General features: G+C 62.0%; 22 protein-coding genes and 1 pseudogene. 11 read left to right on the forward strand and 12 right to left on the reverse strand.

Annotation, left to right across the window (positions count from 1 at the left end; translation table 11 throughout):
* Positions 1–136 precede the first annotated feature (136 nt).
* Both ispH and P3T23_RS20140 read right to left on the reverse strand, forming a co-directional pair.
* Positions 137–1,096 carry a 4-hydroxy-3-methylbut-2-enyl diphosphate reductase gene (gene ispH / locus P3T23_RS20135; RefSeq protein ID WP_429317891.1) on the reverse strand — a complete coding sequence of 320 codons (960 nt, stop codon included), beginning with the start codon at positions 1,094–1,096 and terminating at the stop codon, positions 137–139.
* A 2-nt stretch (positions 1,097–1,098) separates the two neighbouring features.
* Positions 1,099–1,554: an FKBP-type peptidyl-prolyl cis-trans isomerase gene (locus P3T23_RS20140; protein ID WP_429317892.1), complete on the reverse strand. Its 456-nt coding sequence runs from the start codon at positions 1,552–1,554 to the stop codon at positions 1,099–1,101.
* Between the two features lie 179 nt (positions 1,555–1,733).
* Here P3T23_RS20140 and radC point away from each other — a divergent pair, with 179 nt between their 5' ends.
* The 4 genes from radC to nadB all read left to right on the forward strand — a co-directional run bounded on the left by radC (position 1,734) and on the right by nadB (position 4,976).
* Entirely contained in the window at positions 1,734–2,480 is a 747-nt protein-coding gene (radC, locus tag P3T23_RS20145; protein ID WP_429317893.1) for a RadC family protein, read from the forward strand.
* 268 nt (positions 2,481–2,748) lie between these two features.
* Entirely contained in the window at positions 2,749–2,982 is a 234-nt protein-coding gene (gene rpmB, locus P3T23_RS20150; protein ID WP_007586227.1) for a 50S ribosomal protein L28, read from the forward strand.
* 10 nt (positions 2,983–2,992) lie between these two features.
* Positions 2,993–3,160, forward strand: coding sequence for a 50S ribosomal protein L33 (gene rpmG, locus P3T23_RS20155; RefSeq protein WP_121281636.1), 168 nt, complete (start codon positions 2,993–2,995; stop codon positions 3,158–3,160).
* Between the two features lie 217 nt (positions 3,161–3,377).
* Positions 3,378–4,976 (forward strand): L-aspartate oxidase, encoded by a 1,599-nt coding sequence (gene nadB, locus P3T23_RS20160; RefSeq protein ID WP_429317894.1) that lies wholly within the window; start codon positions 3,378–3,380, stop codon positions 4,974–4,976.
* Between the two features lie 64 nt (positions 4,977–5,040).
* Here nadB and nadC read toward each other — a convergent pair whose 3' ends face one another.
* From nadC to purN, 6 genes and pseudogenes are all read right to left on the reverse strand, one after another.
* A complete protein-coding gene (nadC, locus tag P3T23_RS20165) occupies positions 5,041–5,940 on the reverse strand; it encodes a carboxylating nicotinate-nucleotide diphosphorylase (RefSeq protein ID WP_429317895.1) in 900 nt (299 codons plus the stop codon).
* Positions 5,940–7,076: a quinolinate synthase NadA gene (gene nadA / locus P3T23_RS20170; protein ID WP_429317896.1), complete on the reverse strand. Its 1,137-nt coding sequence runs from the start codon at positions 7,074–7,076 to the stop codon at positions 5,940–5,942. The genes nadC and nadA overlap by 1 nt, the downstream gene beginning before the upstream one ends.
* Before the next feature lie 120 nt (positions 7,077–7,196).
* A complete protein-coding gene (locus P3T23_RS20175; protein WP_429317897.1) occupies positions 7,197–8,393 on the reverse strand; it encodes a DesA family fatty acid desaturase in 1,197 nt (398 codons plus the stop codon).
* Between the two features lie 218 nt (positions 8,394–8,611).
* Positions 8,612–9,966 (reverse strand): annotated as a pseudogene (locus P3T23_RS20180) (mechanosensitive ion channel family protein).
* Between the two features lie 62 nt (positions 9,967–10,028).
* Entirely contained in the window at positions 10,029–11,306 is a 1,278-nt protein-coding gene (locus P3T23_RS20185) for an RsmB/NOP family class I SAM-dependent RNA methyltransferase (RefSeq protein WP_429317898.1), read from the reverse strand.
* Positions 11,303–11,956, reverse strand: coding sequence for a phosphoribosylglycinamide formyltransferase (gene purN, locus P3T23_RS20190; protein WP_429317899.1), 654 nt, complete (start codon positions 11,954–11,956; stop codon positions 11,303–11,305). Before purN ends, P3T23_RS20185 begins: the two co-directional genes overlap by 4 nt.
* Before the next feature lie 126 nt (positions 11,957–12,082).
* Here purN and P3T23_RS20195 point away from each other — a divergent pair, with 126 nt between their 5' ends.
* The 6 genes from P3T23_RS20195 to dut all read left to right on the forward strand — a co-directional run bounded on the left by P3T23_RS20195 (position 12,083) and on the right by dut (position 19,386).
* A complete protein-coding gene (locus P3T23_RS20195; protein ID WP_429317900.1) occupies positions 12,083–13,078 on the forward strand; it encodes a bifunctional riboflavin kinase/FAD synthetase in 996 nt (331 codons plus the stop codon).
* Positions 13,079–13,239: 161 nt separating this feature from the next.
* Positions 13,240–16,077 carry an isoleucine--tRNA ligase gene (gene ileS, locus P3T23_RS20200; RefSeq protein WP_429317901.1) on the forward strand — a complete coding sequence of 946 codons (2,838 nt, stop codon included), beginning with the start codon at positions 13,240–13,242 and terminating at the stop codon, positions 16,075–16,077.
* Complete coding sequence (gene lspA / locus P3T23_RS20205; RefSeq protein WP_429317902.1) at positions 16,077–16,577, forward strand: signal peptidase II; 501 nt, start codon at positions 16,077–16,079, stop codon at positions 16,575–16,577. Before ileS ends, lspA begins: the two co-directional genes overlap by 1 nt.
* Before the next feature lie 69 nt (positions 16,578–16,646).
* On the forward strand, positions 16,647–17,861 hold the full coding sequence (gene coaBC, locus P3T23_RS20210; RefSeq protein WP_429317903.1) for a bifunctional phosphopantothenoylcysteine decarboxylase/phosphopantothenate--cysteine ligase CoaBC: 1,215 nt from the start codon (positions 16,647–16,649) through the stop codon (positions 17,859–17,861).
* A gap of 48 nt (positions 17,862–17,909) precedes the next feature.
* Positions 17,910–18,911, forward strand: a complete 1,002-nt coding sequence (locus P3T23_RS20215) for an LLM class flavin-dependent oxidoreductase (RefSeq protein ID WP_429317904.1) — start codon at positions 17,910–17,912, stop codon at positions 18,909–18,911.
* Positions 18,912–18,939: 28 nt separating this feature from the next.
* Positions 18,940–19,386, forward strand: a complete 447-nt coding sequence (dut, locus tag P3T23_RS20220; protein ID WP_429317905.1) for a dUTP diphosphatase — start codon at positions 18,940–18,942, stop codon at positions 19,384–19,386.
* A gap of 91 nt (positions 19,387–19,477) precedes the next feature.
* Here dut and clpA read toward each other — a convergent pair whose 3' ends face one another.
* Both clpA and clpS read right to left on the reverse strand, forming a co-directional pair.
* Positions 19,478–21,775, reverse strand: a complete 2,298-nt coding sequence (gene clpA, locus P3T23_RS20225) for an ATP-dependent Clp protease ATP-binding subunit ClpA (RefSeq protein WP_429317906.1) — start codon at positions 21,773–21,775, stop codon at positions 19,478–19,480.
* Positions 21,772–22,086 (reverse strand): ATP-dependent Clp protease adapter ClpS, encoded by a 315-nt coding sequence (clpS, locus tag P3T23_RS20230; RefSeq protein WP_008919570.1) that lies wholly within the window; start codon positions 22,084–22,086, stop codon positions 21,772–21,774. Before clpS ends, clpA begins: the two co-directional genes overlap by 4 nt.
* Positions 22,087–22,633: 547 nt before the next feature.
* On the opposite strand from clpS, the gene cspD reads away from it, so the two are divergent.
* A complete protein-coding gene (gene cspD / locus P3T23_RS20235) occupies positions 22,634–22,840 on the forward strand; it encodes a cold shock domain-containing protein CspD (RefSeq protein WP_017776809.1) in 207 nt (68 codons plus the stop codon).
* 144 nt (positions 22,841–22,984) lie between these two features.
* On the opposite strand, the gene P3T23_RS20240 is transcribed toward cspD, so the two are convergent.
* Both P3T23_RS20240 and icd read right to left on the reverse strand, forming a co-directional pair.
* Positions 22,985–24,598, reverse strand: a complete 1,614-nt coding sequence (locus tag P3T23_RS20240; RefSeq protein WP_429317907.1) for a multicopper oxidase family protein — start codon at positions 24,596–24,598, stop codon at positions 22,985–22,987.
* A 186-nt stretch (positions 24,599–24,784) separates the two neighbouring features.
* Positions 24,785–26,041, reverse strand: a complete 1,257-nt coding sequence (icd, locus tag P3T23_RS20245) for an NADP-dependent isocitrate dehydrogenase (RefSeq protein WP_429317908.1) — start codon at positions 26,039–26,041, stop codon at positions 24,785–24,787.
* Between the last annotated feature and the right edge of the window lie 300 nt (positions 26,042–26,341).

A 26,341-nucleotide genomic window follows, 5' to 3' on the forward strand; every position in this document is an offset into this window, starting at 1 on the left:
GAAACAGAGTGGACAACCGTTTTTGTATGATGTGACACCTTTTATTTTTTCGGGGCCCCTCCGCCCCGACACAAAAAAAGCGCGCCATGAAGGCGCGCTTTTCGTCGTGTAGAAGAAGAACCAGGCTGCGTCAGTTTCAGGCCGGCAACCCCAGCCCGCGCGGCAACGGAAATGCGATGTTTTCCTCGATGCCCTCGAGCGCGCGCACGTTGCGCACACCCAGCTCGTGCAGACGGCCGATGACGGCCTGGGCCAGCGCTTCCGGCGCCGATGCGCCTGCTGTGACGCCGATGCGGCGCTTGCCGGCGATCCAGCCCGGATCGATCTGGTCCGGCGAATCCACCATGTAGGACGGAATACCGCGCTTTTCGGCCACTTCACGCAGCCGGTTCGAGTTCGAACTGTTCGGGCTGCCGACGACGATCACCACGTCGCACTGGGGCGCCATGAACTTGACGGCGTCCTGACGGTTTTGCGTTGCGTAGCAGATGTCCTGCTTCTTCGGCTCGCGGATCAGCGGATATTTTGCCTTCAGCGCGCCGATGATTTCGGCCGCGTCGTCGACCGACAGCGTGGTCTGCGTGACGAAGGCGATCCGCTCGGGATCGGCCAGAGCAAGCGCCTGCACGTCCTCGATATCTTCGACGAGATGCATGCCTTCTCTGGCCTGGCCCATCGTGCCCTCGACTTCCGGGTGCCCTTTGTGGCCGATCATCACGATGTCGAAGCCGTCCTGACGCATTTTCGCGACTTCGATGTGCACCTTGGTCACGAGCGGACAGGTAGCGTCGTACACGCGCAGGCCGCGCGACTCGGCTTCCGAACGCACAGCCTTCGACACGCCGTGCGCACTGAAAATCACCGTATTGCCTGCCGGAACTTCCTCCAGCTGCTCGATGAAGATAGCGCCCTTTTTGCGCAGATCCTCGACGACATAGGCGTTATGGACGATTTCGTGCCGCACATAGATAGGCGAGCCGTGCAGCTTGATGGCACGCTCGACGATTTCGATCGCACGATCGACGCCTGCACAAAACCCGCGTGGCTGCGCCAGCAGGATTTCGGCTTCGGCGAGAGTCGTATCCGTGGTGCTCATGTTTACAGAATCCCGATGATTTTCACTTCGAACGCCAGCGCCTGGCCGGCGAGCGGATGATTGAAATCGAACAGGGCTGACGTTTCGCCGACTTCCTTCAGCACGCCCGCGTAGCGTCCACCGCCAGGCGCGTTGAATTCGACGAGATCGCCCGGAGAAAAGTCCTCACCGATCATGCTGTTTTCGCGCAGCGTCGTGAGCGACACACGCTGGATCAGCTCCGGATTGCGCGGCCCGAACGCCTCACCTGACGCTAGCTGAAAGGTCGAATGGTGCCCGACCTTCAGCCCCAGCAGAATATCTTCCAGCGGCGGCGCCAGCTGGCCCGCGCCGAGCAGCAGCGTAGCGGGCTTCTCATTGAAGGTATTGATGATCTCCGAGCCATCGGCAAGCGAAAGCCGGTAGTGAAGCGTGACGTGCGAACCCGGTTTCACTTCGGAAATGTCGATGATGCTCATACAGTACTCGTTCAGTCGGAACGCGCTACGCGTACGCCAGTGGCTCTTACACGTGAGTGGCAGCGAAAATGCCGTGCGCAAAGGCTCTATTGTAAGCCACATATCCAGCGTCGGTCGTGCACGTCCCCATACGCTGCTGCGCGGGGCGCCAACGCCCCTTCCCACAGAGAGACCGTGACATGCAACACAGCGACTGCATTACAGCGCCTGCCGCCCCGACGAACGAAACAACGCCCGATCCCCTGGTCACACGTCGCCGGCGCGCCTGGCCGGCCCACGACATGCCTCGCGAGCGGCTTCTCGATGCGGGCCCGGGCTCACTGTCGGACACGGACCTGATCGTGCTGATACTCGGCTCCGGGTTGCCTGGCCACAACGTCTTTGACCTCGCGCGCACGCTACTTTCACGCTTCGGCTCGCTCTGGGCCATGCTCGACGCCACACCCGCCGATTTCGACGGTCTGCGCGGCATCGGCCCGGCGAAGACGGCGCAGCTGCTCGCTATCGTCGAAATGGCGCGCCGCGCGCTGGCGGAAAAGATGCGCGAACGTCCGCTGATCGATTCGCCGGGTGCCGTGGAGGACTACCTGCGGCTCCTGATCGGCACCCGTCCGTATGAAGTGTTCGTCTGTCTATATATGGATGCCCGCCACCGGCTGATCCGCTCAGAAGAAAGCTCGCGCGGATCCCTCACCCGTCTCGCAATCTATCCGCGGGAAATAGTCCGCCGCGCACTCACATTGAATGCAGCCAGCCTGATCGTGGCGCATAATCACCCCTCCGGCGCCGTCAAGCCGAGTGCAAGTGACCGACGCCTGACACGCGTGCTGCGCGACACGCTGGCGCTGATCGATGTGCAGTTGATCGATCACCTCGTCATCGGCGCACACGAGACGTTTTCGTTCGCCACCGCCGGATGGGCGTAACAGCGCTTTTGCGGAACCACGTGCGCCGTCGCCACGTTTTGCGAGCCTGCAGCCACAGTGGCTAGCCGCAAATAAGGTTTGATTTATCGGGTTTTTTCCTGCTAGAATCACGGTTTGCCTGTTTCCAACCCTGTTCCGAAGCCATCAAGGCCTACCGGGAAGTAGTGATCGATTCCTGCTGATTCCTGTAATCAGCACAATCGGCCCCCTTCCGGGAAAACTTTCTCGGCGTTCGAACTCAGAATTTAAGCGTATTAGGAGTGCTCTCATGGCACGCGTATGCCAAGTAACTGGGAAAGCGCCGATGAGCGGCAACAACGTTTCCCACGCGAACAACAAGACCAAGCGTCGTTTTCTCCCGAATCTGCAAAACCGCCGTTTCTGGGTCGAAAGCGAAAACCGTTGGGTGCGTCTGCGCGTTTCGAACGCCGGTCTGCGCCTGATCGACAAGAACGGTATCGACACCGTGCTCGCAGATTTGCGTGCACGCGGTGAAGCCTAAGGAGTAAATCATGGCAAAAGGCGCACGCGACAAGATCAAGCTGGAGTCGACCGCTGGTACGGGTCACTTCTACACCACGACGAAGAACAAGCGCAACATGCCGGAAAAGATGGCGATCATGAAGTTCGATCCCGTCGTCCGTAAGCACGTTGAGTACAAAGAAACCAAGATCAAATAACCTGGTTTCGGCCTTTTTGGCCTGTTCGACGAAAAAAGCCCCGCGTTTCAACGGGGCTTTTTGTTTTTTTGCCTCCTTATTCTTCGCGCCTGCCGTTGTCAGACGTTTAGCCGGCTTTCCCCCGAGTCCCGCGACGCGGTATCCTCTACCGCTTATCGGCGCGCGTTCCCGCGCGCTGTCGCAGTGACAGCAGAAGAAAGATACGGAGAAGCAGGACATGAATTTCGATGTGGCGATTGTCGGCAGCGGCCTCGCTGGTTTGAGCGTCGCGCTGAATCTCGCCGAGACGCGTCGCGTCGCGGTGATTGCCAAGCGCTCGATGACGGAAGGCGCCAGTGACTGGGCACAAGGCGGCATCGCGGCCGTGCTCGATTCGGCGGACAGCGTCGATAATCATGTCAGCGATACGCTGATCGCAGGCGGCGGCCTGTGTGACGAAGCGGCAACACGATTCATCGTCGAGCACGGGCGCGCAGCGATCGACTGGTTGATCGCCCAAGGTGTGCCGTTCACCAGGGACCACGCCGCGGAACTCGGCTTTCACCTGACGCGCGAAGGCGGTCATAGCCACCGCCGGATCATCCATGCCGCCGACGCAACCGGTCACGCTGTCGTCGCGACGCTCAGCGAGCGCGTGCGGCGGCATCCCAATATCACGCTGTTCGAAGATCACTACGCAATCGACCTGATCACATCGGACCGTCTGGGGCTGCCAGGCAGGCGCTGCCATGGTCTCTATGCGCTCGACGTCGCGAGCGGCCGCACGGTGACCATCGAGGCGCCCCACACGGTGCTGGCGACGGGCGGGGCAGGCAAGGTATACCTGTACACCACGAACCCCGACACGGCCACCGGCGACGGCATTGCGATGGCCTGGCGCGCGGGCTGCCGCGTGTCGAACATGGAGTTCATCCAGTTTCATCCGACGTGCCTGTTCCATCCGTATGCGAAGTCGTTCCTGATTTCGGAAGCCGTACGCGGCGAAGGCGGCATATTGAAGCTGCCGGATGGCACCCGCTTCATGCCGAATCACGACGAGCGCGCCGAACTCGCACCGCGCGACATCGTCGCGCGGGCGATCGACTTTGAGATCAAGAAGCGCGGCATCGATTGCGTCTACCTCGACATCAGCCACCAGCCAGCCGCTTTCCTGCACGAGCACTTTCCGACGATCCTCGCTCGCTGCGTCGAGTTCGGCATCGACATCACGAAAGAGCCGATCCCGGTCGTACCCGCTGCGCATTACACATGCGGCGGCGTCGTCACGGACCTGGCCGGCCGCACGGATCTCGCGGGTCTCTACGCGGTCGGCGAGACGTCCTGCACCGGCCTGCACGGCGCGAACCGCCTTGCCAGCAATTCGCTGCTCGAATGTCTGGTGATCGGTCGGTCGGCGGCGGCTGCAATCGAGGAAGAAGGGTTCAGCGCGGCCGTACATGCCCCGCTGCCTGATTGGGACGAAAGCCGCGTGTCCGACCCGGACGAAGAAGTTGTCGTCGCGCACAACTGGGATGAGTTGCGTCGCTTGATGTGGAATTACGTCGGTATCGTGCGTACCGACAAACGGCTCGCGCGAGCAAAGCATCGTCTGGCACTTCTGCGCGACGAAATCCACGAGTATTACGCGAACTTCAAGGTGAGCCGCGACCTGCTCGAACTGCGGAATCTGGTGGACGTGGCGTCGTTGATCGTCGATAGCGCGCGCTCGAGACGTGAAAGCCGGGGACTTCATTTCAGCCGCGACTGGCCTGCAGCGCTCCCGAAAGCGCTGCCGACCGTGCTGTCGCCAGAACGCGTGCCGAACCGCAACATCTGAAGTATCCAGAAAAGAAAAACCCGCAGCGATGCGGGTTTTTCTTTGGCAATCGAACGCGACGTAATCAGACAAGCCGCATCGAATAGTCGGTTGCACGCACGTCCTTCGTCAATGCGCCGATCGACACGCGGTCGACGCCGGTTTCGGCGATCGTGCGCACGGTGTCGAAATTCACGCCGCCCGATACTTCGAGCACCGCGCGCCCTGCCGTAATACGTACGGCGTCGCGCATCCCTTCGAACGAGAAATTGTCGAGCAGGATGGACTGCGCGCGATGCACGAGCGCTGTCTCGAGTTGCTCGAGCGTCTCGACCTCAATCTGGATCGGCACGCCCGCGTTCAGCGCGAGCGCTGCGTCCATTGCCGCGCCAACGCCGCCTGCCGCAGCGATGTGGTTTTCCTTGATAAGAATGCCGTCATACAGCGCGAGCCGCTGGTTCGCGCCGCCGCCCACACGAACCGCGTACTTCTGCGCTAGCCGCAGGCCTGGCAAGGTCTTGCGAGTGTCCACAATGCGCATCTGTGTGTGCGCGATCGCGTCGACATAACGCCGCGTTGTGGTTGCAACGCCAGACAACAATTGCAGGAAATTCATCGCGTTCCGCTCTGCCGTCAACAGCGCGCGCGCCGGACCACGCAGCTCGCACACTACCGTGTCGGCCGCCATCCGGTCACCTTCGCGATAGCGCCACCGCACATCGATACGCGGATCGACGCGATGCAAGACCTCGTTGAACCACGGCACCCCGCATAGCACGGCGTCCTCGCGCACAATGATCCGGGCATCACGTAGATCGTCGGCCGGCACAAGACGGCCCGTCTGGTCACCACTGCCGACATCTTCATCAAGCGCGTCGGCCACATTACGTGCGATAGCCGCGTCGAACGCCTCGCCATACTGCGCCCGAACTTCGGCGAAAAGCGGCGAAACCGCCTCCGCCCGAGCAAATTCGACACCGCCCATCACGCCGCTCCTACATTCGAAAACAACGTCGTGTCGCGCGCGAGATCACCGCTAGCCTGCACGCGCTTCTTGTGTTGCGCGGCGAAGTCGAGCATCCGGTCGATTGGCAGGCGAGCACGTTCGCCAATCGCGGGATCGACGAAGATCTCGTTGTGACCACGCTCCAGCACATCTGCAAGATTGGCGAGGCCGTTCATCGCCATCCACGGGCAGTGCGCACAACTCTTGCAGGTCGCGCTATTGCCGGCCGTGGGCGCTTCGAGAAAGATCTTGCCAGGCGCCGCGAGCCGCATCTTGTGAAGAATGCCGAGGTCGGTGGCGACAATGAAATGCGTCGCATCGAGACGCTGCGCGGCGTCGATCAACTGCGTCGTCGACCCGACGACGTCCGCCTGCGCGATCACACTTTCCGGCGACTCAGGATGCACGAGCACCCTCGCATCCGGATATTCGGCACGCAGCAGATCGAGTTCAATGCCTTTGAACTCGTCGTGAACGAGGCACGAGCCCTGCCAAAGCAACATGTCTGCGCCGGTCTTCTTCTGGATATAGCCACCCAGGTGACGGTCCGGCGCCCAGATGATTTTTTCGCCGCGCGCATGCAGGTCAGCGACGATCTCCAGCCCGATCGACGACGTGACCATCCAGTCCGCCCGCGCTTTCACCGCCGCGCTAGTGTTCGCATAGACGACCACCGTGCGATCCGGATGCGCATCGCAGAACGCTGAGAATTCATCAACCGGACAACCCAGATCGAGCGAACAGGTGGCGTCGAGGTCCGGCATCAGAATCCGTTTGTTCGGGCTCAGAATCTTAGACGTCTCACCCATAAAGCGCACACCTGCGACCACCAGCGTCTGCGCTTCATGATCGCGGCCGAAACGCGCCATTTCCAGAGAATCGGCAACACAGCCGCCGGTTTCGTCTGCAAGTTCCTGCAATTCGGCGTCGACATAATAGTGCGCAACGAGCACCGCCTTTTCGCGCGCCAGCAACGCGCGAATGCGTGCTTTCAGCGCGACCTTCTCTTCCGCCGACGGCACCTCGGGCACCTTCGCCCACGCCTGACCTACGCCACAGGTCAAACCCTGGGTCTGCGGCCGGTCATACTCGACGCTCCTGATCGCCTGATTCATGATCTCCTCTGCCCTGCTGATCTGCCGCCGCGCACGCTGTGTGCGTTTGGACGGCCCAAAAAGCAAAACCCCGCCAACGCGGGGTTTTGTGACGTACCGAAATTTTAAAGTATTTCGGGATCAGGCATAACGACGCAGTCGCATCGCAAATTCCTGCAGGGCCTTGATGCCACTTTGTTCGGCACGATGGCACCAGTCCTGCAACTGCACCAGCAACTGTTCGCGCGACGCATTCGAACGCTCCCACATCGCTGCCAGTTCGGCGCGCAACTCGATGTAAGTGCGCAGCTTCTGGCTATCCGCGAAAATCTGCGGCAACTGACGCTTCTGCGGCTCGTCAAGGCCATCCTCTTCCTTGTGGAACCACTTGCGTGCGCCGCGCATCAGTTGATACTTCTCACGCGCGCCCACCTCCTTCAGGTGCGCCAGTTCCTGACGATACGCACGCTTGAGCGCCTTGCCGTAACGAGCCATGACTTCATAGCGGTTCGCGAGCACAGCCTGCAGCGTGTCCTGGTCGAGCACGAGCTTGCCCGTGGTAAGTCGCGGCGTCGGCGCGACCTTCTTCACCTTGGCAAGCCTGAACGCCGACATGATGCGGATGTACATCCAGCCGATATCGAACTCGTACCATTTGTTCGACAGCTTCGCCGACGTCGCGTACGTGTGGTGGTTGTTATGGAGTTCTTCGCCACCGATCAGGATGCCCCACGGGAAAATGTTCGTGCTTGCATCCAACGAGTTGAAGTTGCGGTAACCCCACCAGTGAGCCAGGCCATTGACAACGCCTGCTGCCCAGAACGGAATCCAGATCATCTGGACGGCCCAGATCGTGAGGCCGACGATGCCGAATAGGCCAACGTTCATCACCATCATCAGGCTGATTCCGAGGATCGGGTACTTCGTGTAGACGTTGCGCTCCATCCAGTCGTTCGGCGTGCCATGACTGAACTTGCGCAGCGTTTCTTCATTCTTTGCCTCGGCGCGATACAGTTCCGCACCTTCGAGCAGCACCTTCCAGATGCCTCGCGTCTGCGGGCTGTGCGGATCTTCTTCTGTCTCGCACTTCGCGTGATGCTTGCGGTGAATCGCAGCCCACTGAGCGGTCAACATGCCCGTGGTCATCCACAACCAGAAGCGGAAGAAGTGACTGACGACCGGATGCAGATCGAGCGCGCGGTGCGCCTGGCAGCGATGCAGATAAACCGTCACGCCAATGATCGTGACGTGCGTCACGGCCAGCGTGTACAGCACGAGTTGCCACCACGAAAGACGCAGCAGTCCGTGGGCAAGAAAGTCGAGCAGGGAATTCAACAAGTCAATTTACCTGTGAGACGTGCGACATCCGCATGAGGGTGGATGTCAAGAAAGTGAAAGCAAATTTAAGAGTTCGACGGCATTTTACTAGAACCGTTCCAAGTGTTTGTAACAAATGAGGATTTTTTTGTAGCACATCAAGAAAGCTAGTGCTTCGCGAGGCAAGTTTGAAGGGAAACCGGGAGGCCATTGAAGGGCGGCAACACCGCCCAGCCGCCTCAGGTGCCGCTGTCCACTCGGGCGGCCGGCCGTCCGGTCACAGTTACCGACTGCGGCAGTGTGTCGCTGGCGCCGCCGACGATCCGCACTTCGCGCTGGGCGAACGGGATCGAAATGTCATTCGCCGCAAACAACCGCCAGATGTTCAGGTTGATAGTCGAGCGCACCCCGGAGGTTCCCTGCGCCGCATTCTCAATCCAGAAGCCAAGCTCAAGATTGATACCGTCCGGTCCGAAACCAACCAGATAAGGCGTCGGCGCCGGTTCCTGCAGCACGCGCGGCACATCCCGCGCGGCCTCGACCAGCTGCGCCATCGCCTTGTCGAGATCGGACGTGTAGGCGATCTGCACCGCCGCCTTTGAATAGCCGCGCGTCAGGTAAGACGACTGGTTCTGCACGACATCGGTGATCAGCTTTTCGTTCGGAATCAGCGTTTCGATGCCGTCGAGTCCGCGCACCACCGTATAGCGCGTGCGGATCTGCGTGACCATGCCCTGCAGACCGGTCACGTTGATGGTGTCGCCGATCCGCAGCGACCGGTCGATCAGGATGATGAAGCCCGACACATAGTTGCTCGCGATTTTCTGCATCCCGAAGCCAAGCCCGACACCGAGGGCGCCGCCAAATACACCCAGCACGGTCACATCGATGCCGACCAGTGAAAGGCTGATGAGAATCGCCGCCAGTATCAGGAGTGCCCGGCCGACACGGGCCAGCACGACCTTCAGGTTCCCATCGAGCGTGGCCGAGCGCATCAGCCGGTCTTCGAGAGCGGCTCCGAGCCACATCGCGACGATCATCGTGACGCAAACCCACAGCAGGCCGGTCGTCAGCGACAGCAGCGTCATGTGCGCATTCGCGACGCGGAACCGGCGCTGCCCATCCACGCGATCACGTCGTCCTGGATGCCCATCACGGTCAGCACCATACCGATCCAGACGACGATCGACACCACCTTCTCGACGAGGAACAGCAGGGTGTGCGGCTGGCCGTCGCGGCTCAGCACCCTGCGCGCGACGTAGAAGACGATGTAGATGAGGCCGATGCCGAACAGTGGCACGAGCGCCAGATCGAGCAGCGACGTATGCATGAACTGCGCCGTGATCGCCTGTGCAATCCAGACGAGTATGCCGCCCAGAAGCGGAAAGAGCGCCTTTCGCAGACTTTCCGCGCCGAAGCGCAGCGTCTGGTAGCGCGATTCGCTTCGCGTGTCGAGCGTGCGGCGCAGCAGCCGGGCGAGGAGCCACGCGATCGCCAGCGTGACGAGCAGGATCGCGACCTGCCATAGCATGACTGGCAGACCGAAATCGCGAGCGACATTGCCGAACATGTGAGAGAACAGACGGCTTTCCATCATTGTTGTTGTCTGCCGGGCAACTGCCGCGCGTTACACGTGCGAACAGCTGCCCCAGAGGGTTATTCCGCCGCGGCGACGCCTGCGCGGCGCTCCAGCACCGCTGCGAAGAAACCATCGGTCGCGTGGCGGTGCGGCCACAGCGAGAGGTAGTCGCCCATCTCCAGATCGATGCGCTGTTCCGCGAGGACATCACGGGCCGGCACAAGCGCGAAATCTGGGTGATCGGCGAGGAACTGCTTCACGATCGCCTCGTTTTCGGCCTCGAGAATGCTGCAGGTCGCGTAGACGAGCCGGCCACCCTTCTTCACCAGACGCGCGGCGCTAGCCAGAATCGCCGCTTGCTTCGGCGTCAGTTCGGCGACCGATTCCGGCGACTGCCGCCACTTCAGGTCGGGGTTGCGGCGCAGCGTACCGAGCCCGCTGCAAGGCGCGTCGACCAGCACACGGTCGATCTTGCCCGCGAGGCGCTTGATCTTCGCATCGTGTTCGCTGTCGATCAGCACCGGATTCACGTTAGACAGACCGCTGCGCGCAAGACGCGGCTTCAGCTTTGCGAGACGCCGCTCCGAGATGTCGAATGCATACAGACGACCCGTCGAGCGCATCGCCGCGCCCAGCGCGAGCGTTTTGCCGCCGGCGCCGGCGCAGAAGTCGACGATCATCTCGCCGCGCTTCGGCGCGACGAGCGAGCACAGCAGCTGGCTGCCCTCATCCTGCACTTCGACCCAGCCGTTCTGGAACGCGTCGAGCTTGGTGAGCGGCGGCTTGCCGATCACGCGCACGCCGAACGGCGCGAACGGCGTCGCGCCGGCTTCGATGCCGGCCTTGCTGAGCGCGCTGAGCAGTTCGTCGCGGCTCGCCTTGATCGGATTCGCGCGAAGATCGAGCGGTGCCGGGTAGTTCAGCGCCGCCGCCAGTTGCGCCAGTTCCTCCGGCTCGAAGCGCGTCGACAGCGCCTGATAGATCCAGTCGGGCAGATTCATGCGGATCCGCAGCGGCAAGCTCTCCGGATCGATCTTCGCGACGTGTTCGAGCCACGTCGACTCGGCTTCCGACACAAACGGCTTGAGCGCCGTGCGCCCCGCCGTCTGCATCAGCCCGAGCAGCGCAAGGCGCCGCGCCGGGCTGCCCGTGCCGCTTTCGGCCAGATGCGCGAATTCCATCCGGCGACGCAGTACCGCGAAAACCGCCTCAGCGATCACACCGCGTTCACCGTGTCCGAGCTTCGGATGAGCGCGGAAAAAACGGCTGGTGGATGCATCGGCCGGGCCGGTGAACTTCAGCACGTCCGCGAGCAGCGTTTCAGTTTGTCCAATCAGAAAACCATGCAGCCTCATACGCCCTCCCCGGCGGTGTGGTCGGCAAAGAGCCATTGCGGCTCCGGCGGCGTAAGCGTGACGCGCAGTCCGTCGAGCGCGAGACGCCCTTCGACGAACCAGCGCACGGCACGCGGATAAATAACATGTTCGGTGACAAGCACGCGCGCGGCCAGCGCCGCGGCGTCGTCGCCGGACAGCACGGGCACGGCAGACTGGATGACGATCGGCCCATGATCGAGCTGCGACGTGACAAAATGCACAGACGCGCCATGCAGGCGCACGCCTGCATCCAGCGCCTGCTGATGGGTTTTCAGGCCCGCAAAGCTGGGCAGCAGCGACGGATGAACGTTCAGCATGCGGCCCGCATAACGGTCGACGAAACCAGGCGTCAGCACGCGCATGAAGCCGGCGAGGACGAGCAGATCGGGCGAAAAGCCGTCGATTTCGCGCGCGAGCGCGGCATCGAAGCTGTCCCGGTCAGGAAACTGGCGGTGGTCGACGACCGCCGTGGCAATGCCTTGCGACGCCGCGAACGCAAGGCCCGCGGCGTCTGGACGGTTGGCAATCACGGCGGCGACCTCTGCCGGCCATCGTTCGCGCGAACACGCGCGAACGATGGCTTCCATGTTGCTTCCCCGCCCGGAAATCAGGATGACGAGTTTTTTCATCCGCGGATTTTATCATCCGGGGGGCGCCCAAACCGGGCCGCGCCGCCGTGCCGGCGCCCGAGCGTTTATAATCGTGTGTTTTGCGGCATTTGGCCCACTCTATCTAAACCCGCCACACCCGCTATCGTGAGAGTCTTCCGCGGTCTTCCTAACGCCGAGAGCCGTGCGCCCTGCGCACTGACGATCGGCAACTTCGACGGTGTCCACCGCGGCCATCAGGCTTTGCTCGCGCACGTGCGCGCGGCGGCCGATGCGCGCGGCCTGCCCGTCTGCGTGATGACCTTCGAGCCGCACCCCCGCGAATTCTTCAATCCGGCCGGCGCGCCGCCGCGTATCGCGATGCTGCGCGACAAACTGGAAGCGCTGCGTATGAACGGTGTCGACCGGGTAGTCGTCGAGCATTTCAACCAGACCTTTGCGAGCCAGTCACCGGATACGTTCGTCGAACGGATCATCGTGAATGGCCTGCACGCGCGCTGGGTGATGATCGGCGACGATTTCCGCTATGGCGCGAAGCGCGCCGGCGACTTCGCGTCGCTGAAGGCCGCGGGCGAGCAGTACGGCTTCGAGGTCGAGCAGATGGCGACCGTCGCCGACCCGTCGGGCGCGCGGATTTCCAGCTCGGGCGTGCGCACGGCGCTGGTCGCGGGCGATCTCGATTCGGCGCGAGGCGCGCTCGGCCGGGATTACCTGATCAGCGGTCACGTCGTACACGGCATGAAGCTGGGCCGCGATCTTGGCTTCCCGACCCTCAACCTGCCGATCGCGCACAAGCGGCCGGCGCTCTCGGGCATTTTCATCGTCCGTGTGCATGGTGTCGCGGCGCAACCGCTGCCGGGCGTCGCAAGCCTCGGCCTGCGGCCGACCGTCGACGACTCCGGCCGCGTGCTGCTCGAAGTGCACCTTCTCGACTGGCACGGCGATGCGTATGGCAAACTCGTGCGCGTCGAATTCCTGAAGAAGCTCCGCGACGAGGAAAAATTCGTCGACCTCGAAACGCTGGGCGCCGCCATCTCGCGCGACGTTGCCAACGCGCGCGCGTGGTTTGCCGCAGTCGGCGCCGACGCGCCGGGTAGCCGGTCGACCGGCTTCGCCACTTCGGCCACCGACCGAATTAGATAACCGCCGCGGTACGTGAGAGGCTTCGTCAAAGCGCATCGCACGTACCTCTCGCCGAGCGCATCGAAGGGCACCTGTCGCAGGTGCGACCAGCCTGCCGGACGCGCCGGACTTGTGCCCTGCCCCGCGACCACCGCGATACACCGAATTCACACGATCTGACCATGAGCAACAAGAAAGCCGATTCGAAACCGCAGTCCCGCTACCCGGTCAACCTGCTTGACACGCCGTTCCCGATGCGGGGCGACCTGCCGAAGCGCGAGCCGCAATGGGTCAAGGACTGGCAGGAGCGCAAGATCTACGAAAAGATCCGCGCCGCCAGCAGGGGTCGCAAGAAGTTCATCCTGCACGACGGCCCGCCGTATGCGAACGGCGACATCCACCTGGGCCACGCGGTCAACAAGATCCTGAAGGACATGATCGTCAAGGCGCGCACTCTCGCGGGCTTCGACGCCGTCTACGTGCCGGGTTGGGATTGCCACGGCATGCCGATCGAAATCCAGATCGAAAAGCAGTTCGGCAAATCGCTGCCCGCCGCCGAAGTGATGCAGAAGGCGCGCACCTACGCGACCGAGCAGATCGAGAAGCAAAAGGCCGGTTTCCGGCGTCTGGGCGTGCTGGGCGACTGGGATAATCCGTACAAAACGATGAACTTCGCGAACGAGGCCGGCGAAATCCGCGCGCTCGCGAAAATCATGGAAAAGGGCTACGTGTTCCGCGGCCTGAAGCCGGTGAACTGGTGTTTCGACTGCGGCTCGGCGCTCGCCGAAGCGGAAGTCGAATACAAGGACAAGACCGATCCGACCATCGACGTGCTGTTCGGCTTCGCCGAGCCGGAGAAAACAGCGCACGCGTTCGGCCTCGCGTCGCTGCCGCGCAGCGAAGGCGGCATCGTCATCTGGACGACCACGCCGTGGACGATCCCCGCCAACCAGGCGCTCAACCTCCATCCGGAAATCACCTACGCGCTGGTCGATACGCCGCGCGGTCTGCTGATTCTCGCCGAAGAGCGCGTCGAGGCGTGCCTGAAGCAATACGGTCTCGAAGGGCACGTGATCGCGACCACCGCCGGTGCGAAGCTCGTGAACGTACGCTTCCATCACCCGCTCGCGTCCGCGCATCCGGGCTACAAGCGCACGGCTCCGGTTTATCTCGGCGACTACGTGACGACCGAAACGGGCACGGGCATCGTCCACTCGTCGCCGGCCTATGGCGTGGAGGACTTCGTATCGTGCAAGTCGCACGGCATGGCCGACTCGGACATCATCAATCCGGTGATGGGCGACGGCCGTTATATCGAATCGCTGGCGCTCTTCGGCGGGTTGTCGATCTGGGCCGCGAATCCGCAGATCGTCGAAGCGCTGGAAGCCGCCGGCTCGCTGCTGCGCACCGAGAAGTTCACGCACAGCTACATGCACTGCTGGCGGCACAAGACGCCGATCATCTACCGTGCGACTTCGCAATGGTTCGCCGGCATGGACGTGAAGCCGAACGACACCGACAGGACGCTGCGCGAAACCGCGCTCGAAGGCATCGAGGCGACGGCGTTCTATCCGTCGTGGGGCAAGCAGCGGCTCTTCAGCATGATCGCCAACCGCCCGGACTGGACGCTGTCGCGTCAGCGCCAGTGGGGCGTGCCGATGGCATTCTTCGTACACAAGGAAACCGGCGAGCTGCATCCGCGCACGCTGGAACTGCTCGAGCAGGTTGCGCAACGCGTCGAAAAGGGCGGTATCGAAACGTGGCAGACCCTCGACCCGCGCGAACTGCTCGGCGATGACGCCAACCTGTACGAAAAGAACCGCGACACGCTCGACGTGTGGTTCGACTCCGGCACGACGCACTGGCACGTGCTGCGCGGCTCGCACAAGGACGAACTGCAGTTCCCGGCCGATCTCTACCTGGAAGGCTCGGACCAGCATCGCGGCTGGTTCCACTCGTCGCTGCTGACGGCTTCGATGCTCGACGGCCGGCCGCCGTACAACGCGCTCCTGACGCACGGCTTCACCGTCGACGGCGAAGGGCGCAAGATGAGCAAGTCGCTTGGCAACGGCATCGATCCGCACGAGGTCGCGAACCGGTTGGGCGCGGAAATCATCCGTCTGTGGATTGCATCGACCGACTATTCCGGCGAACTGGCGATCTCCGAGGAAATCCTGAAGCGCGTCACGGAAGGCTATCGCCGCATCCGCAACACGCTGCGCTTCCTGCTCGCGAACCTGTCTGACTTTGACTTCGCGAAGGACGCGCGCCCGGTCGGCGACTGGCCCGAAATCGATCGCTACGCGGTCGCGCTGACAGCCGGCCTGCAGGCAGACGTGCTCGCGCACTACGAGAAGTACGAGTTCCACCCGGTCGTCGCCAAGCTGCAGACGTTCTGCTCGGAAGACCTCGGCGGCTTCTATCTCGACGTGCTGAAGGACCGTCTGTATACGACCGCGCCGGATTCCGCCGCGCGCCGCTGTGCGCAGACCGCGCTGTACCACATCGCACAGGGCCTGCTGCGCATGATGGCGCCGTTCCTGTCGTTCACGGCGGAAGAAGCGTGGAAGGTGTTCCAGCCCGCCAGCGAAACGATTTTCACGGAGACGTATCATGCGTATCCGGAGGTGCCGGAAGCTGCCGGGCTACTCGACAAATGGACACTGCTGCGCGCCGTTCGCAGCGACGTCACGAAGGCGCTGGAAGAGGCACGTGTGGCGAACCTGATCGGTTCGTCGCTGCAGGCCGAAGTCGAAATCCGCGCGAGTGGCGCACCTTACGACGCGCTCGCGAGCCTCGGCGACGACCTGAAATTCGTGCTGATCACGTCGGCGGCGAGCGTCGTGAAGGTCGACAGCGCAGAGGACGAAACAGTGGAAGTGATCGCGTCGAAGTATCTGAAATGCGAACGCTGCTGGCACTATCGCGCGGATGTCGGCGCGAACGTCGAACATCCGGCGCTGTGCGGCCGTTGCTTCAGCAACCTGTTCGGCAGCGGCGAAACGAGGAGCGCGGCATAATGGCCAGAACGATGTCGAAACCCGCTGGCGGATCGCTGGCGCCGTGGCTGGGCGTCGCGCTGATCGTCATCCTGTTCGATCAGCTGTCGAAAATCGCGATCTCGAAGGTGTTCGCGTATGGCGAGTCGGTTGCCATCACGCCGTTTTTCAACCTCGTGCTCGTGTACAACCGCGGTGCGGCGTTCAGCTTCCTCGCAGCTGCCGGCGGCTGGCAGCGCTGGGCGTTTACGGGTCTCGGCGTCGTCGCGGCGCTGGTGATCTGCTACCTGCTGAAGCGCCATGGCACGCAGCGGCTCTTCTGCACGGCGCTGGCGCTGATTCTGGGTGGCGCGCTCGGCAATGTGATCGACCGGCTGGTGTACGGCCACGTGATCGACTTCCTCGATTTTCACGTGCGCGGCTGGCACTGGCCCGCGTTCAATCTCGCCGACAGCGCGATCACGATTGGCGCGGCGCTGCTCGTGTTCGACGAATTGCGACGCGTGCGCGGCTCGCGTTAAACGCCGCACGGGTTGTTTCAAGGCCGGCGGTGCATGGCGCCGGCCATCAGGCTTTGTCGGAGGCTAGCGTTGGCAACCGCAGAACTCACAGGAAAGCATCTCGTCCTCGGTATGACGGGCGGGATCGCCTGCTACAAGATCGCTGAACTGACGCGTCTGTTGACGAAGGCCGGCGCGACCGTGCAGGTCGCGATGACCGAAGCGGCGACGCAGTTCATCACGCCCGTCACGATGCAGGCGCTGTCGGGCCGGCCCGTTTACACAAGCCAGTGGGACGCGCGCATTCCCAACAATATGGCGCACATCGATCTGTCGCGCGAAGCCGATGCGATCGTGATCGCGCCGGCTTCGACCGATTTTCTGGCGAAGCTCGCTCACGGCATCGCCGACGATCTTCTGTCGACACTCTGTGTAGCGCGGGATTGCCCGCTGCTCGTCGTGCCCGCGATGAATCGTCAGATGTGGATGAATCCGGCGACGCAGCGCAATGTCGCGCAACTGCGCGCCGACGGCATCGAAGTGCTCGGCCCCGATTCGGGCGCGCAGGCCTGTGGCGAAGTGGGCGACGGCCGGATGCTGGAGCCCGAAGCCACCTATGAGGCAATCGCGTCGTTCTTCCAGCCGAAAATACTCGCCGGACGGCGCGTGCTGCTGACCGCGGGTCCGACGTTCGAACCGCTGGACCCCGTGCGCGGCATCACGAACCGCTCGAGCGGCAAGATGGGTTTCGCGCTGGCACGCGCCGCGCAACAGGCTGGCGCCGATGTCCATCTGGTCGCCGGCCCTGTCGCGCTCGACACGCCGTGGGGCGTGCTCCGCGAAGACGTCCAGACCGCGCAGCAGATGCACGACGCGGTCATGCGCGCGGTGCCGGACTACGACATCTTCATTGGCGTGGCGGCGGTTGCCGACTGGCGCGTCGATCAGGTGAGCGATCACAAGATCAAGAAGACCGCCGACAAGGCGCTGCCGACATTTACCTTCGTCGAGAATCCCGATATCCTGGCCTCGGTAGCGAAGCTGCCGCATCCGCCCTTCTGCGTCGGTTTTGCGGCGGAAAGCGGCAACCTCGAAGTGCATGGCGAGGAAAAACGCGTGCGCAAAAGCGTGCCGCTGCTGATCGGCAACCTCGGCCCGCAAACCTTCGGCCTCGACGACAACGAAGTGATTCTGTTCGAAGCCAAAGGTGCGACCAGGCTGCCACGCGCGGACAAACAGACGCTCGCTCATGCCCTGATCGCCGAAATTGCAAGGCGGCTGCCGGACGCGAGCCTGATATCCTGACGCTGCGCGCATTGCTGTAACCCTGTTTCATATCGGAGCGGTACTGTCATGACGCTACTTTCCGTGCTCGATCAAACGCCCGTGATCGACGGGCACTCAGTGGCGGATGCGATCGCCGCCACCCTCGAACTCGCGCAACTCGCTGACGATCTCGGCTACACGCGCTACTGGTGCGCAGAGCATCACGGCCTGCGCGGCGTATCGAATCCCTGTCCAGAGGTGATGCTGGCGCGCCTCGGCAGCGTGACCACGCGCATCCGGCTCGGCTCCGGCGGCATCATGCTGCCGTACTACAGCCCGTTCAAGGTCGCCGAACAGTTCCTCATGCTCGAAGCGCTCTTCCCGAACCGGATCGATCTGGGCGTCGGCCGCGCGCCGGGTGGAGACATGCGCACTGCGCAGGCCGTCGCGGCCGGCAGCTACAACCGCGGCGACATTTTCCCGCAGCAGGTCTCCGATCTCGTCGGACTGATGAACGGCACGTTGCCGCCCGAGCACATCGCGCGTGGCGTGCTGCTGCAACCGCAGATCGACACCCGCCCGCAACTGTGGGTGCTCGGCTCGAGCGATTTCGGCGGGATGCTTGCGGCACAACTCGGTATCCGCTTCTCGTTCGCTCATTTCATCAACGCGCATTTCGGGCATCAGGTCGCGCAGACGTATCGGGAACGCTTCAAACCCGGCAACGAAGCAAAATCGTATCTCGCCGCCGCCGTGTTCGTGATCTGCGCCGACACCGAACAGGAAGCCGCCGATCTGGAGAAAGCCGTCGACCTGCGTCGCGTACAGATGGCGCTCGGATTGAACGCGCCGATCCCGTCGATCGAACAGGGGCTCGCGCAGGAATACGGCGAACGCGAGCAGCTGGTGATCGACCGTGAGAAACCACGCAGCATCATCGGCACGCCGGAGACGGTCACCGAACGGTTGCACGCGCTGGAGGAACAATTCCAGGCCGACGAACTGATCGTGCTGACGGTGGCCGGCAGCTACCGCGCACGGCTTCGCTCTTATGAACTTCTCGCCGACGCGTTCCAGCTGGCACGCTGAGGCCTCATTCCACTAACTTCAAACCTGCATGAAACTCGACCTGAAGATTCTCGATGCGCGCATGCGCGACCAGCTACCTGCATACGCGACAACCGGCAGCGCAGGCCTCGACCTGCGCGCGTGCCTCAACGAACCATTGACACTGAAGCCGGGTGAAACGGCGCTCGTGCCGACGGGGCTTGCGATTCACGTCGGCGATCCGGGCTATGCCGCGGTGATCTTGCCGCGCTCGGGTCTCGGCCACAAGCATGGCATCGTGCTGGGGAATCTGGTCGGTTTGATCGACTCGGATTACCAGGGGCAACTGATGATCTCGACGTGGAATCGTGGACAAAACGAATTCACGCTCAATCCGATGGAGCGTCTCGCGCAGCTCGTGATCGTTCCGGTCGTGCAGGCCGAGTTCAACATCGTCGATGATTTTGCGGAAAGCGAGCGCGGTGCCGGGGGGTTTGGCAGCACCGGCAAGCACTGACCAACACCGGTTAAGCAAAAAGCAGAACGGCGCGGGTTTTTGCCCGCGCCGTTCTGCTTTTGGGTACAGCGTCCAGGGTACAGCGAAGCGCTTATTCGACTTCGACCGCTTCCGGATTCGGATTGCGCGGAGCCGGCTGCTCGTCGAAGGTCAACTGCACCTTGTCGTCGGCATCGACGTCCACGGTGACGCGGCCACCGCTCATCAGCTTGCCGAACAGCAGTTCATCAGCCAGTGCACGACGGATCGTGTCCTGGATCAGACGCTGCATCGGACGTGCGCCCATCAGCGGATCGAAACCGTGCTTCGCGAGATGCTTGCGCAGCGCGTCGGTGAAGAGCGCATCGACCTTCTTCTCATGCAACTGGTCTTCGAGTTGCATCAGGAACTTGTCGACCACACGCATGATGATTTCTTCATCGAGCGAGCGGAAGCTGATCGTCGCGTCCAGACGGTTACGGAACTCCGGCGTGAACATGCGCTTGATTTCGACCATCTCGTCGCCGGTTTCGCGGCGCGATGTGAAGCCGATCGTCGACTTGTTCATCGACTCAGCGCCCGCATTCGTCGTCATGATGATGATGACGTTGCGGAAGTCAGCCTTGCGACCGTTGTTGTCCGTCAGCGTGCCGTGATCCATCACCTGCAGCAGCACGTTGTAGATGTCCGGATGCGCCTTCTCGATTTCGTCGAGCAGCAGCACGCAATGTGGCTTCTTCGTGACAGCTTCGGTGAGCAGACCGCCCTGGTCGAAACCGACATAGCCCGGCGGCGCGCCGATCAACCGGCTCACCGCGTGACGTTCCATGTATTCCGACATGTCGAAACGGATCAGCTCGATGCCGAGCGTGAACGCGAGTTGCCGCGCCACTTCGGTCTTGCCGACACCGGTCGGGCCGGAGAACAGGAACGCACCGATCGGTTTGTCCGTCTTGCCGAGGCCAGCACGCGCCATCTTGATCGCCGCCGACAGCGCGTCGATGGCTGGGTCCTGCCCGAACACGACACTCTTCAGATCGCGATCGAGCGTCTGCAACTTGCTGCGGTCGTCCTGCGACACGCTTTGCGCCGGCACACGTGCAATCTTCGAGATGATTTCCTCGATCTCGCCCTTGCCGATCGTCTTCTTCTGCTTCGACTTCGGCAGGATGCGTTGCGCGGCACCCGCTTCGTCGATCACGTCGATGGCCTTGTCGGGCAGATGACGATCGGTGATGAAGCGCGCCGACAGCTCAGCCGCCGCCGACAGCGCACCCGACGAATACTTCACGCCGTGGTGCTCTTCGAAACGCGACTTGAGGCCGCGCAGGATCGCCACCGTCTGCTCGACGGTCGGCTCGGTTACGTCGATCTTCTGGAAACGACGCGACAACGCTGCGTCCTTTTCGAAAATGCCGCGATATTCCGTGAACGTGGTTGCACCGATGCACTTCAGCGTGCCCGACGACAACGCCGGCTTCAGCAGGTTCGACGCATCCAGCGTGCCACCCGACGCAGCGCCTGCGCCAATCAGCGTGTGGATTTCGTCGATGAAGAGAATCGCGTGCGGACGTTCCTTCAATTCCTTGAGAACCGTCTTCAGGCGCTGCTCGAAGTCGCCCCGATACTTGGTGCCCGCCAGCAGCGCACCCATGTCGAGCGAGTACACCTGCGCGTCGGCCAGAATGTCCGGCACTTCGCCGCGCGTGATGCGCCAGGCGAGCCCTTCGGCGATCGCCGTTTTGCCGACGCCAGCCTCGCCGACCAGCAGCGGATTATTCTTGCGACGACGGCACAGCACCTGCACCACCCGCTCGACTTCCGACTCGCGTCCGATCAGCGGGTCGATGCGGCCGTCTTTCGCCATCTGGTTCAGGTTCTGCGTGAATTGCGCGAGCGGCGTTTCCTTCTGCGCAGCGGCTTCGTCGGACTCGGCATTCGAATCGCTCGCTTTCGCGGCGTCCGTGCTGTTCGTCTTGGCGATGCCATGCGAAATGAAGTTCACCACATCGAGACGTGTCACGCCCTGCTGCTGCAGGTAGTAGACCGCGTGCGAATCCTTCTCGCCAAAAATGGCGACGAGGACGTTCGCGCCGGTAACTTCCTTCTTGCCGTTCGAAGTCGACTGAACGTGCATGATCGCGCGTTGAATCACGCGCTGGAAGCCGAGTGTCGGCTGCGTATCGACGTCGTCCGTGCCAGGCACGGTCGGCGTGTTGTCATGAATGAAGTTGCGCAGGTTCTGGCGCAGATCTTCGATGTTGGCCGCACACGCGCGCAACACTTCTGCTGCCGTCGGATTGTCCAACAGGGCCAGTAAAAGATGTTCGACCGTTATGAACTCATGCCGTGCCTGGCGTGCTTCCATGAACGCCATGTGCAGGCTGACTTCCAGTTCCTGGGCAATCATGCTTCCTCCATCACACACTGCAGCGGATGCCCGGCCTGCCGTGCGTGGGTAACGACTTGCTCGACTTTGGTCGACGCGATGTCCCGCGTGTAGACCCCACAAACCCCCCGACCTTCGCGATGTACCTTCAACATTACCTGCGTTGCCGTCTCGCGATCTTTATTGAAATACTCCTGCACGATCATCACGACAAATTCCATTGGCGTGAAGTCGTCATTCAACAGCACCACCTTATACATGGATGGCGGTTTCAGCTTTTGTTCCTGCCGCTCCAGTACGGTGCCGTCCTGCTTGTCCGGAATAATCGCCATACACCCATTCTAAACAACTCGGACAGGCCCGCAATCCCTGCCAAAACCCGACCGGCCGGCCGGTGGCCGGTTTGTACCGTCCAACCGCCCCGCCCCTCTCCTGCCCCATCGGGCGTGTGTTCTGCGCCGAGCCGATTGCGGATCCGGCTCTCCGGACTGTCGTTGCCGCCTGCTCCGGAAAACTGCAGTCGAAACGAGTATCGCACAACCCGCCGGAACGGGCTGGAGGCTTGCTCGACACTCGCCCCTTCGAGACCTCATGTGAGTCGATTATGCGACTTTTCAAGGCGCCCCGCTTGCGCCAGCGCACATAAGAAAAGAAGGAAAAACCCTGGAAATTGGATCTTTACAACGCGTCTACGGCAGTCTCAAAATTTTCTTGACAGTCGAATTAAGAGCCTCAACAATCAAGCTGGCACTTTTTTCAACCCAGCCGGACATACGAAAAAATGCCGATGGTGAGCTTGGAGGAGGGGCGGCTGCATTCCGTGGTCGTCAAGCTTTTCGAGGGCTCGTGGTAGTGACATGAGTTACAGGGGAAGTTGGAATGGCAACTGGTACGGTCAAATGGTTCAATGACGCGAAAGGTTTCGGATTCATTACGCCCGACGAAGGCGGTGAGGATCTGTTTGCGCACTTCTCGGCTATCCAGATGAACGGGTTCAAAACCCTCAAGGAAGGCCAGAAGGTAAGCTTCGAGGTCGTGCAAGGCCCCAAAGGCAAACAGGCATCGAACATCCAGGCTGCAGCCTGATCCGTTCGATACCCGTACCCTGGAAACCCGGCCTCGTGCCGGGTTTCTTCATTTCAGGCCACCAGATTTCGAGTTCGACTCTCGCGGCAATGAGCTGGAATCAACTGGATTCGATGCGGTTACCCGATTAACCCGTTATCCAGCTCAGGTCACTTTCAAAGTGCCCATCATGCCGAGATCCTCATGTTCCAGAATATGGCAATGGAACATCCGCTCGCCTGCTTTGTTTTGCACGGTGGCAATGCGTACGATTTCGTCCGGCTGAACATTGACCGTATCGCGCCACGCGAGATACGGCTCGGGTATTTTTGCGCCGCCCCGCTCCCGCTCGATCACCTGAAACTGCGTGCCGTGCAAATGGAACGGATGTTCCATGTCGGTGCGATTTTCGATCGACCATAACTCGACTTCGTTGCGCCGGCTGGTGAGCGTCACGCGCCCTGGATCGAAGGTCGCGCCGTTGATCATGAACTTCATGCCGGCCGGCATCCCGCGTGCGGATGCGCCGGGACGGTGCATGGCGGCCATGTCCATCGACTCGGAAAAAACAACCGACTTCCGGGCGACTGGTGCACCCAGCGACATGATCGTCCTGAGCGTTGCAGGAATTGCACGTTCGCTGGCGCCGGCCAACGGCTGGTAGTTGACAGCGGCGAGCGCACGGGCCGGATCGGGCGGCAGGCTGCCGTGCGACATCGCCATCTTGCGGCGATCGTAGACTTCGGCAGTCAGGGTCGCCTCAGACGGTGCGTCACCTGCCCGCACGACCACTTCCGCCCGCTCGCCGGGCGCGAGCAGGAGTTCCGTCAGCCCATCCCGCGGCTTTTCCAGCAGACCGCCGTCCGTGCCGACCTGAGCGAAGCGCTGCCGATCACCCAGGGAGAATCTCAAATAGCGGGCACTGCACGCATTCCAGAGACGCCAGCGCTCATCTTCCACCACGGTGATTCGGGGCCGAAGCGCGCCATTCACCAGCACGAACTGCCCTTCGCGACCGTTCATCCAGTCCATCATGTCGTTCGGCGGAATCGAGCCGTCGGTGGCGAGCCTGAGATCGGAAAAGAACAAAGTGCGTTCGGGCCAGCCAGCGAGCGGATCGTCGGCGGCACGCACGACGATCGGCCCGGCCAGTCCGCGAAACACCTGTTCCGCCGACATCATGTGCGGATGCGGGTGATACCAGTACGTACCGGCGCTGCCCGCCGGCAAGGTGAACCGGTACACGCGCGTGGCGCCCGGCGCGACCATGTTGGCGGGGTTGCCGTCCTGATCGGGCGGAACGGGCAGGCCATGCCAGTGGATCGTTGACGGCTGCGGCAGGCGGTTGACGAAGCGGATCTCGACGGTATCGCCTTCGCGCACGTCGATCAGCGGACCGGTGAACGGACCTTTGGTCGTGTCGCCGTTCGCGGGGTTGTATTGCCAGAAGATTGTCGGATGGCCCGGGAGCACCTCGCGCGACACCGGCTCTGCGACGAGTGTCGCGCGGAAGATGCCGGGTTCGCGGCTGTCGTTTGGCAGCTTGCGCAGGTCCGCGAGCGGGGCGCCGTGAGGAAGCGCGTCGGGTGACGCGAGTGCGACCGGTGACGTTTTTTTGAGTGATGGTTCAGCGTGCTGCGTGCCGGACATGCCCGGCATGTCGTCCATATCCGGCATGTCCGGCATCGAATGGCCTGCGTGCTGCGCGAAGACGCCGCGCGCAAACAGCGACGCGAGAACGGCGCTCAGCGAGCGCGCGAGAAATTGCCTGCGAATCATGATGGTTTCCTTGTTGCGGACGAACGTGCGCAAGACACGATGAGCACGACGGACGCCAGGCACATCTATGTAATACCCCCGCACGCGCAATGCCTGGCGATACCCAACGCAGTAAAACAAAAAACCCTGGCGACACATCGTGCACACCAGGGCTTGCCGGATCGCTCCGAAAGGTATCAGACGCGCTTACATATTTTCAATCAGCACCTGGCCGAAGCCCGAGCACGACACCTGCGTCGCGCCTTCCATCAGACGCGCGAAGTCATATGTGACGCGCTTCTGCAGAATCGATGTTTCCATTGCAGCAATGATCACATCTGCTGCTTCAGTCCAGCCCATGTGACGCAGCATCATCTCCGCCGACAGGATCTCCGAACCCGGGTTCACGTAATCCTTGCCTGCGTACTTCGGCGCCGTACCGTGCGTCGCTTCGAACATCGCGACGGAATCCGACAGGTTCGCACCCGGCGCGATGCCAATACCGCCGACCTGTGCTGCCAGCGCGTCCGAAATGTAGTCGCCGTTCAGGTTCAGCGTGGCGATCACATCGTATTCGGCCGGGCGCAGCAGGATCTGCTGCAGGAACGCATCGGCGATCACGTCCTTGACGACGATGTCGCTGCCCGTCTTCGGGTTCTTGAACTTCATCCACGGGCCGCCGTCGACCAGCTCTGCGCCGAATTCCTTCTGCGCCAGTGCGTAGCCGTAGTCACGGAATGCGCCTTCCGTGAACTTCATGATGTTGCCCTTGTGAACCAGCGTCACCGAGCGGCGATCGTTGTCGATCGCGTACTGGATCGCCTTGCGAACCAGGCGCTCCGTGCCTTCGCGCGAGACCGGCTTGATACCGATACCCGATGTTTCCGGGAAGCGGATCTTCTTCACACCCATTTCTTCCTGCAGGAACTTGATGACCTTCTTCGCCTGCTCCGATTCCGCAGCCCATTCGATGCCGGCGTAGATGTCTTCCGAGTTTTCGCGGAAGATCACCATGTTGGTCTTCTCCGGTTCACGCACCGGCGAAGGCACGCCCTTGAAGTACTGCACCGGGCGCAGGCAGACGTAAAGGTCGAGATCCTGACGCAGCGCAACGTTCAGCGAGCGAATGCCGCCGCCCACGGGCGTCGTCAGCGGTCCCTTGATCGAGACCACGTATTCCTTCAGTACCTCAAGCGTTTCTTCCGGCAGCCACACGTCCGGGCCATACACCCTGGTGGCCTTCTCGCCTGCATAGATTTCCATCCAGTGAATCTTCTTCTTGCCCGCATACGCCTTTTCGACAGCAGCGTCCACCACCTTGATCATCACCGGCGTGATGTCCAGGCCCGTGCCATCGCCCTCGATGTACGGAATGATCGGCTGGTCAGATACGTTGAGCGAGTAGTCCGCGTTGACAGTGATCTTGTCACCGCTCGTCGGAACCTTGATGTGCTGATACGGCATGATCGAACTCCAGTGATGTGCTGGTGGAAGCAGGGCAAAAGCAGGTTGGGGACTGCAGAACCGGGCGCTCCTCGTTACGCGCGTAGTGCCGGACGCCCGCAAGCGGCCTGGCGGTTATTCTAGCCCACGCAGACATTGACGCGGACCCCATGGAAATCCGGCAAAACGACACGGCAGGAACACCATCCCCACTCTTATGTCTTATATAAGACATAAGAATTGACGTTTCGTATTATGCATTAATATCTCGCCATTTTCCACCAGGCCCGGCCCGTACACCGCTCGTCGATGTGGTTTGCC

This window comes from Paraburkholderia sp. GAS448, from assembly GCF_050435685.1.
GTDB lineage: Bacteria > Pseudomonadota > Gammaproteobacteria > Burkholderiales > Burkholderiaceae > Paraburkholderia.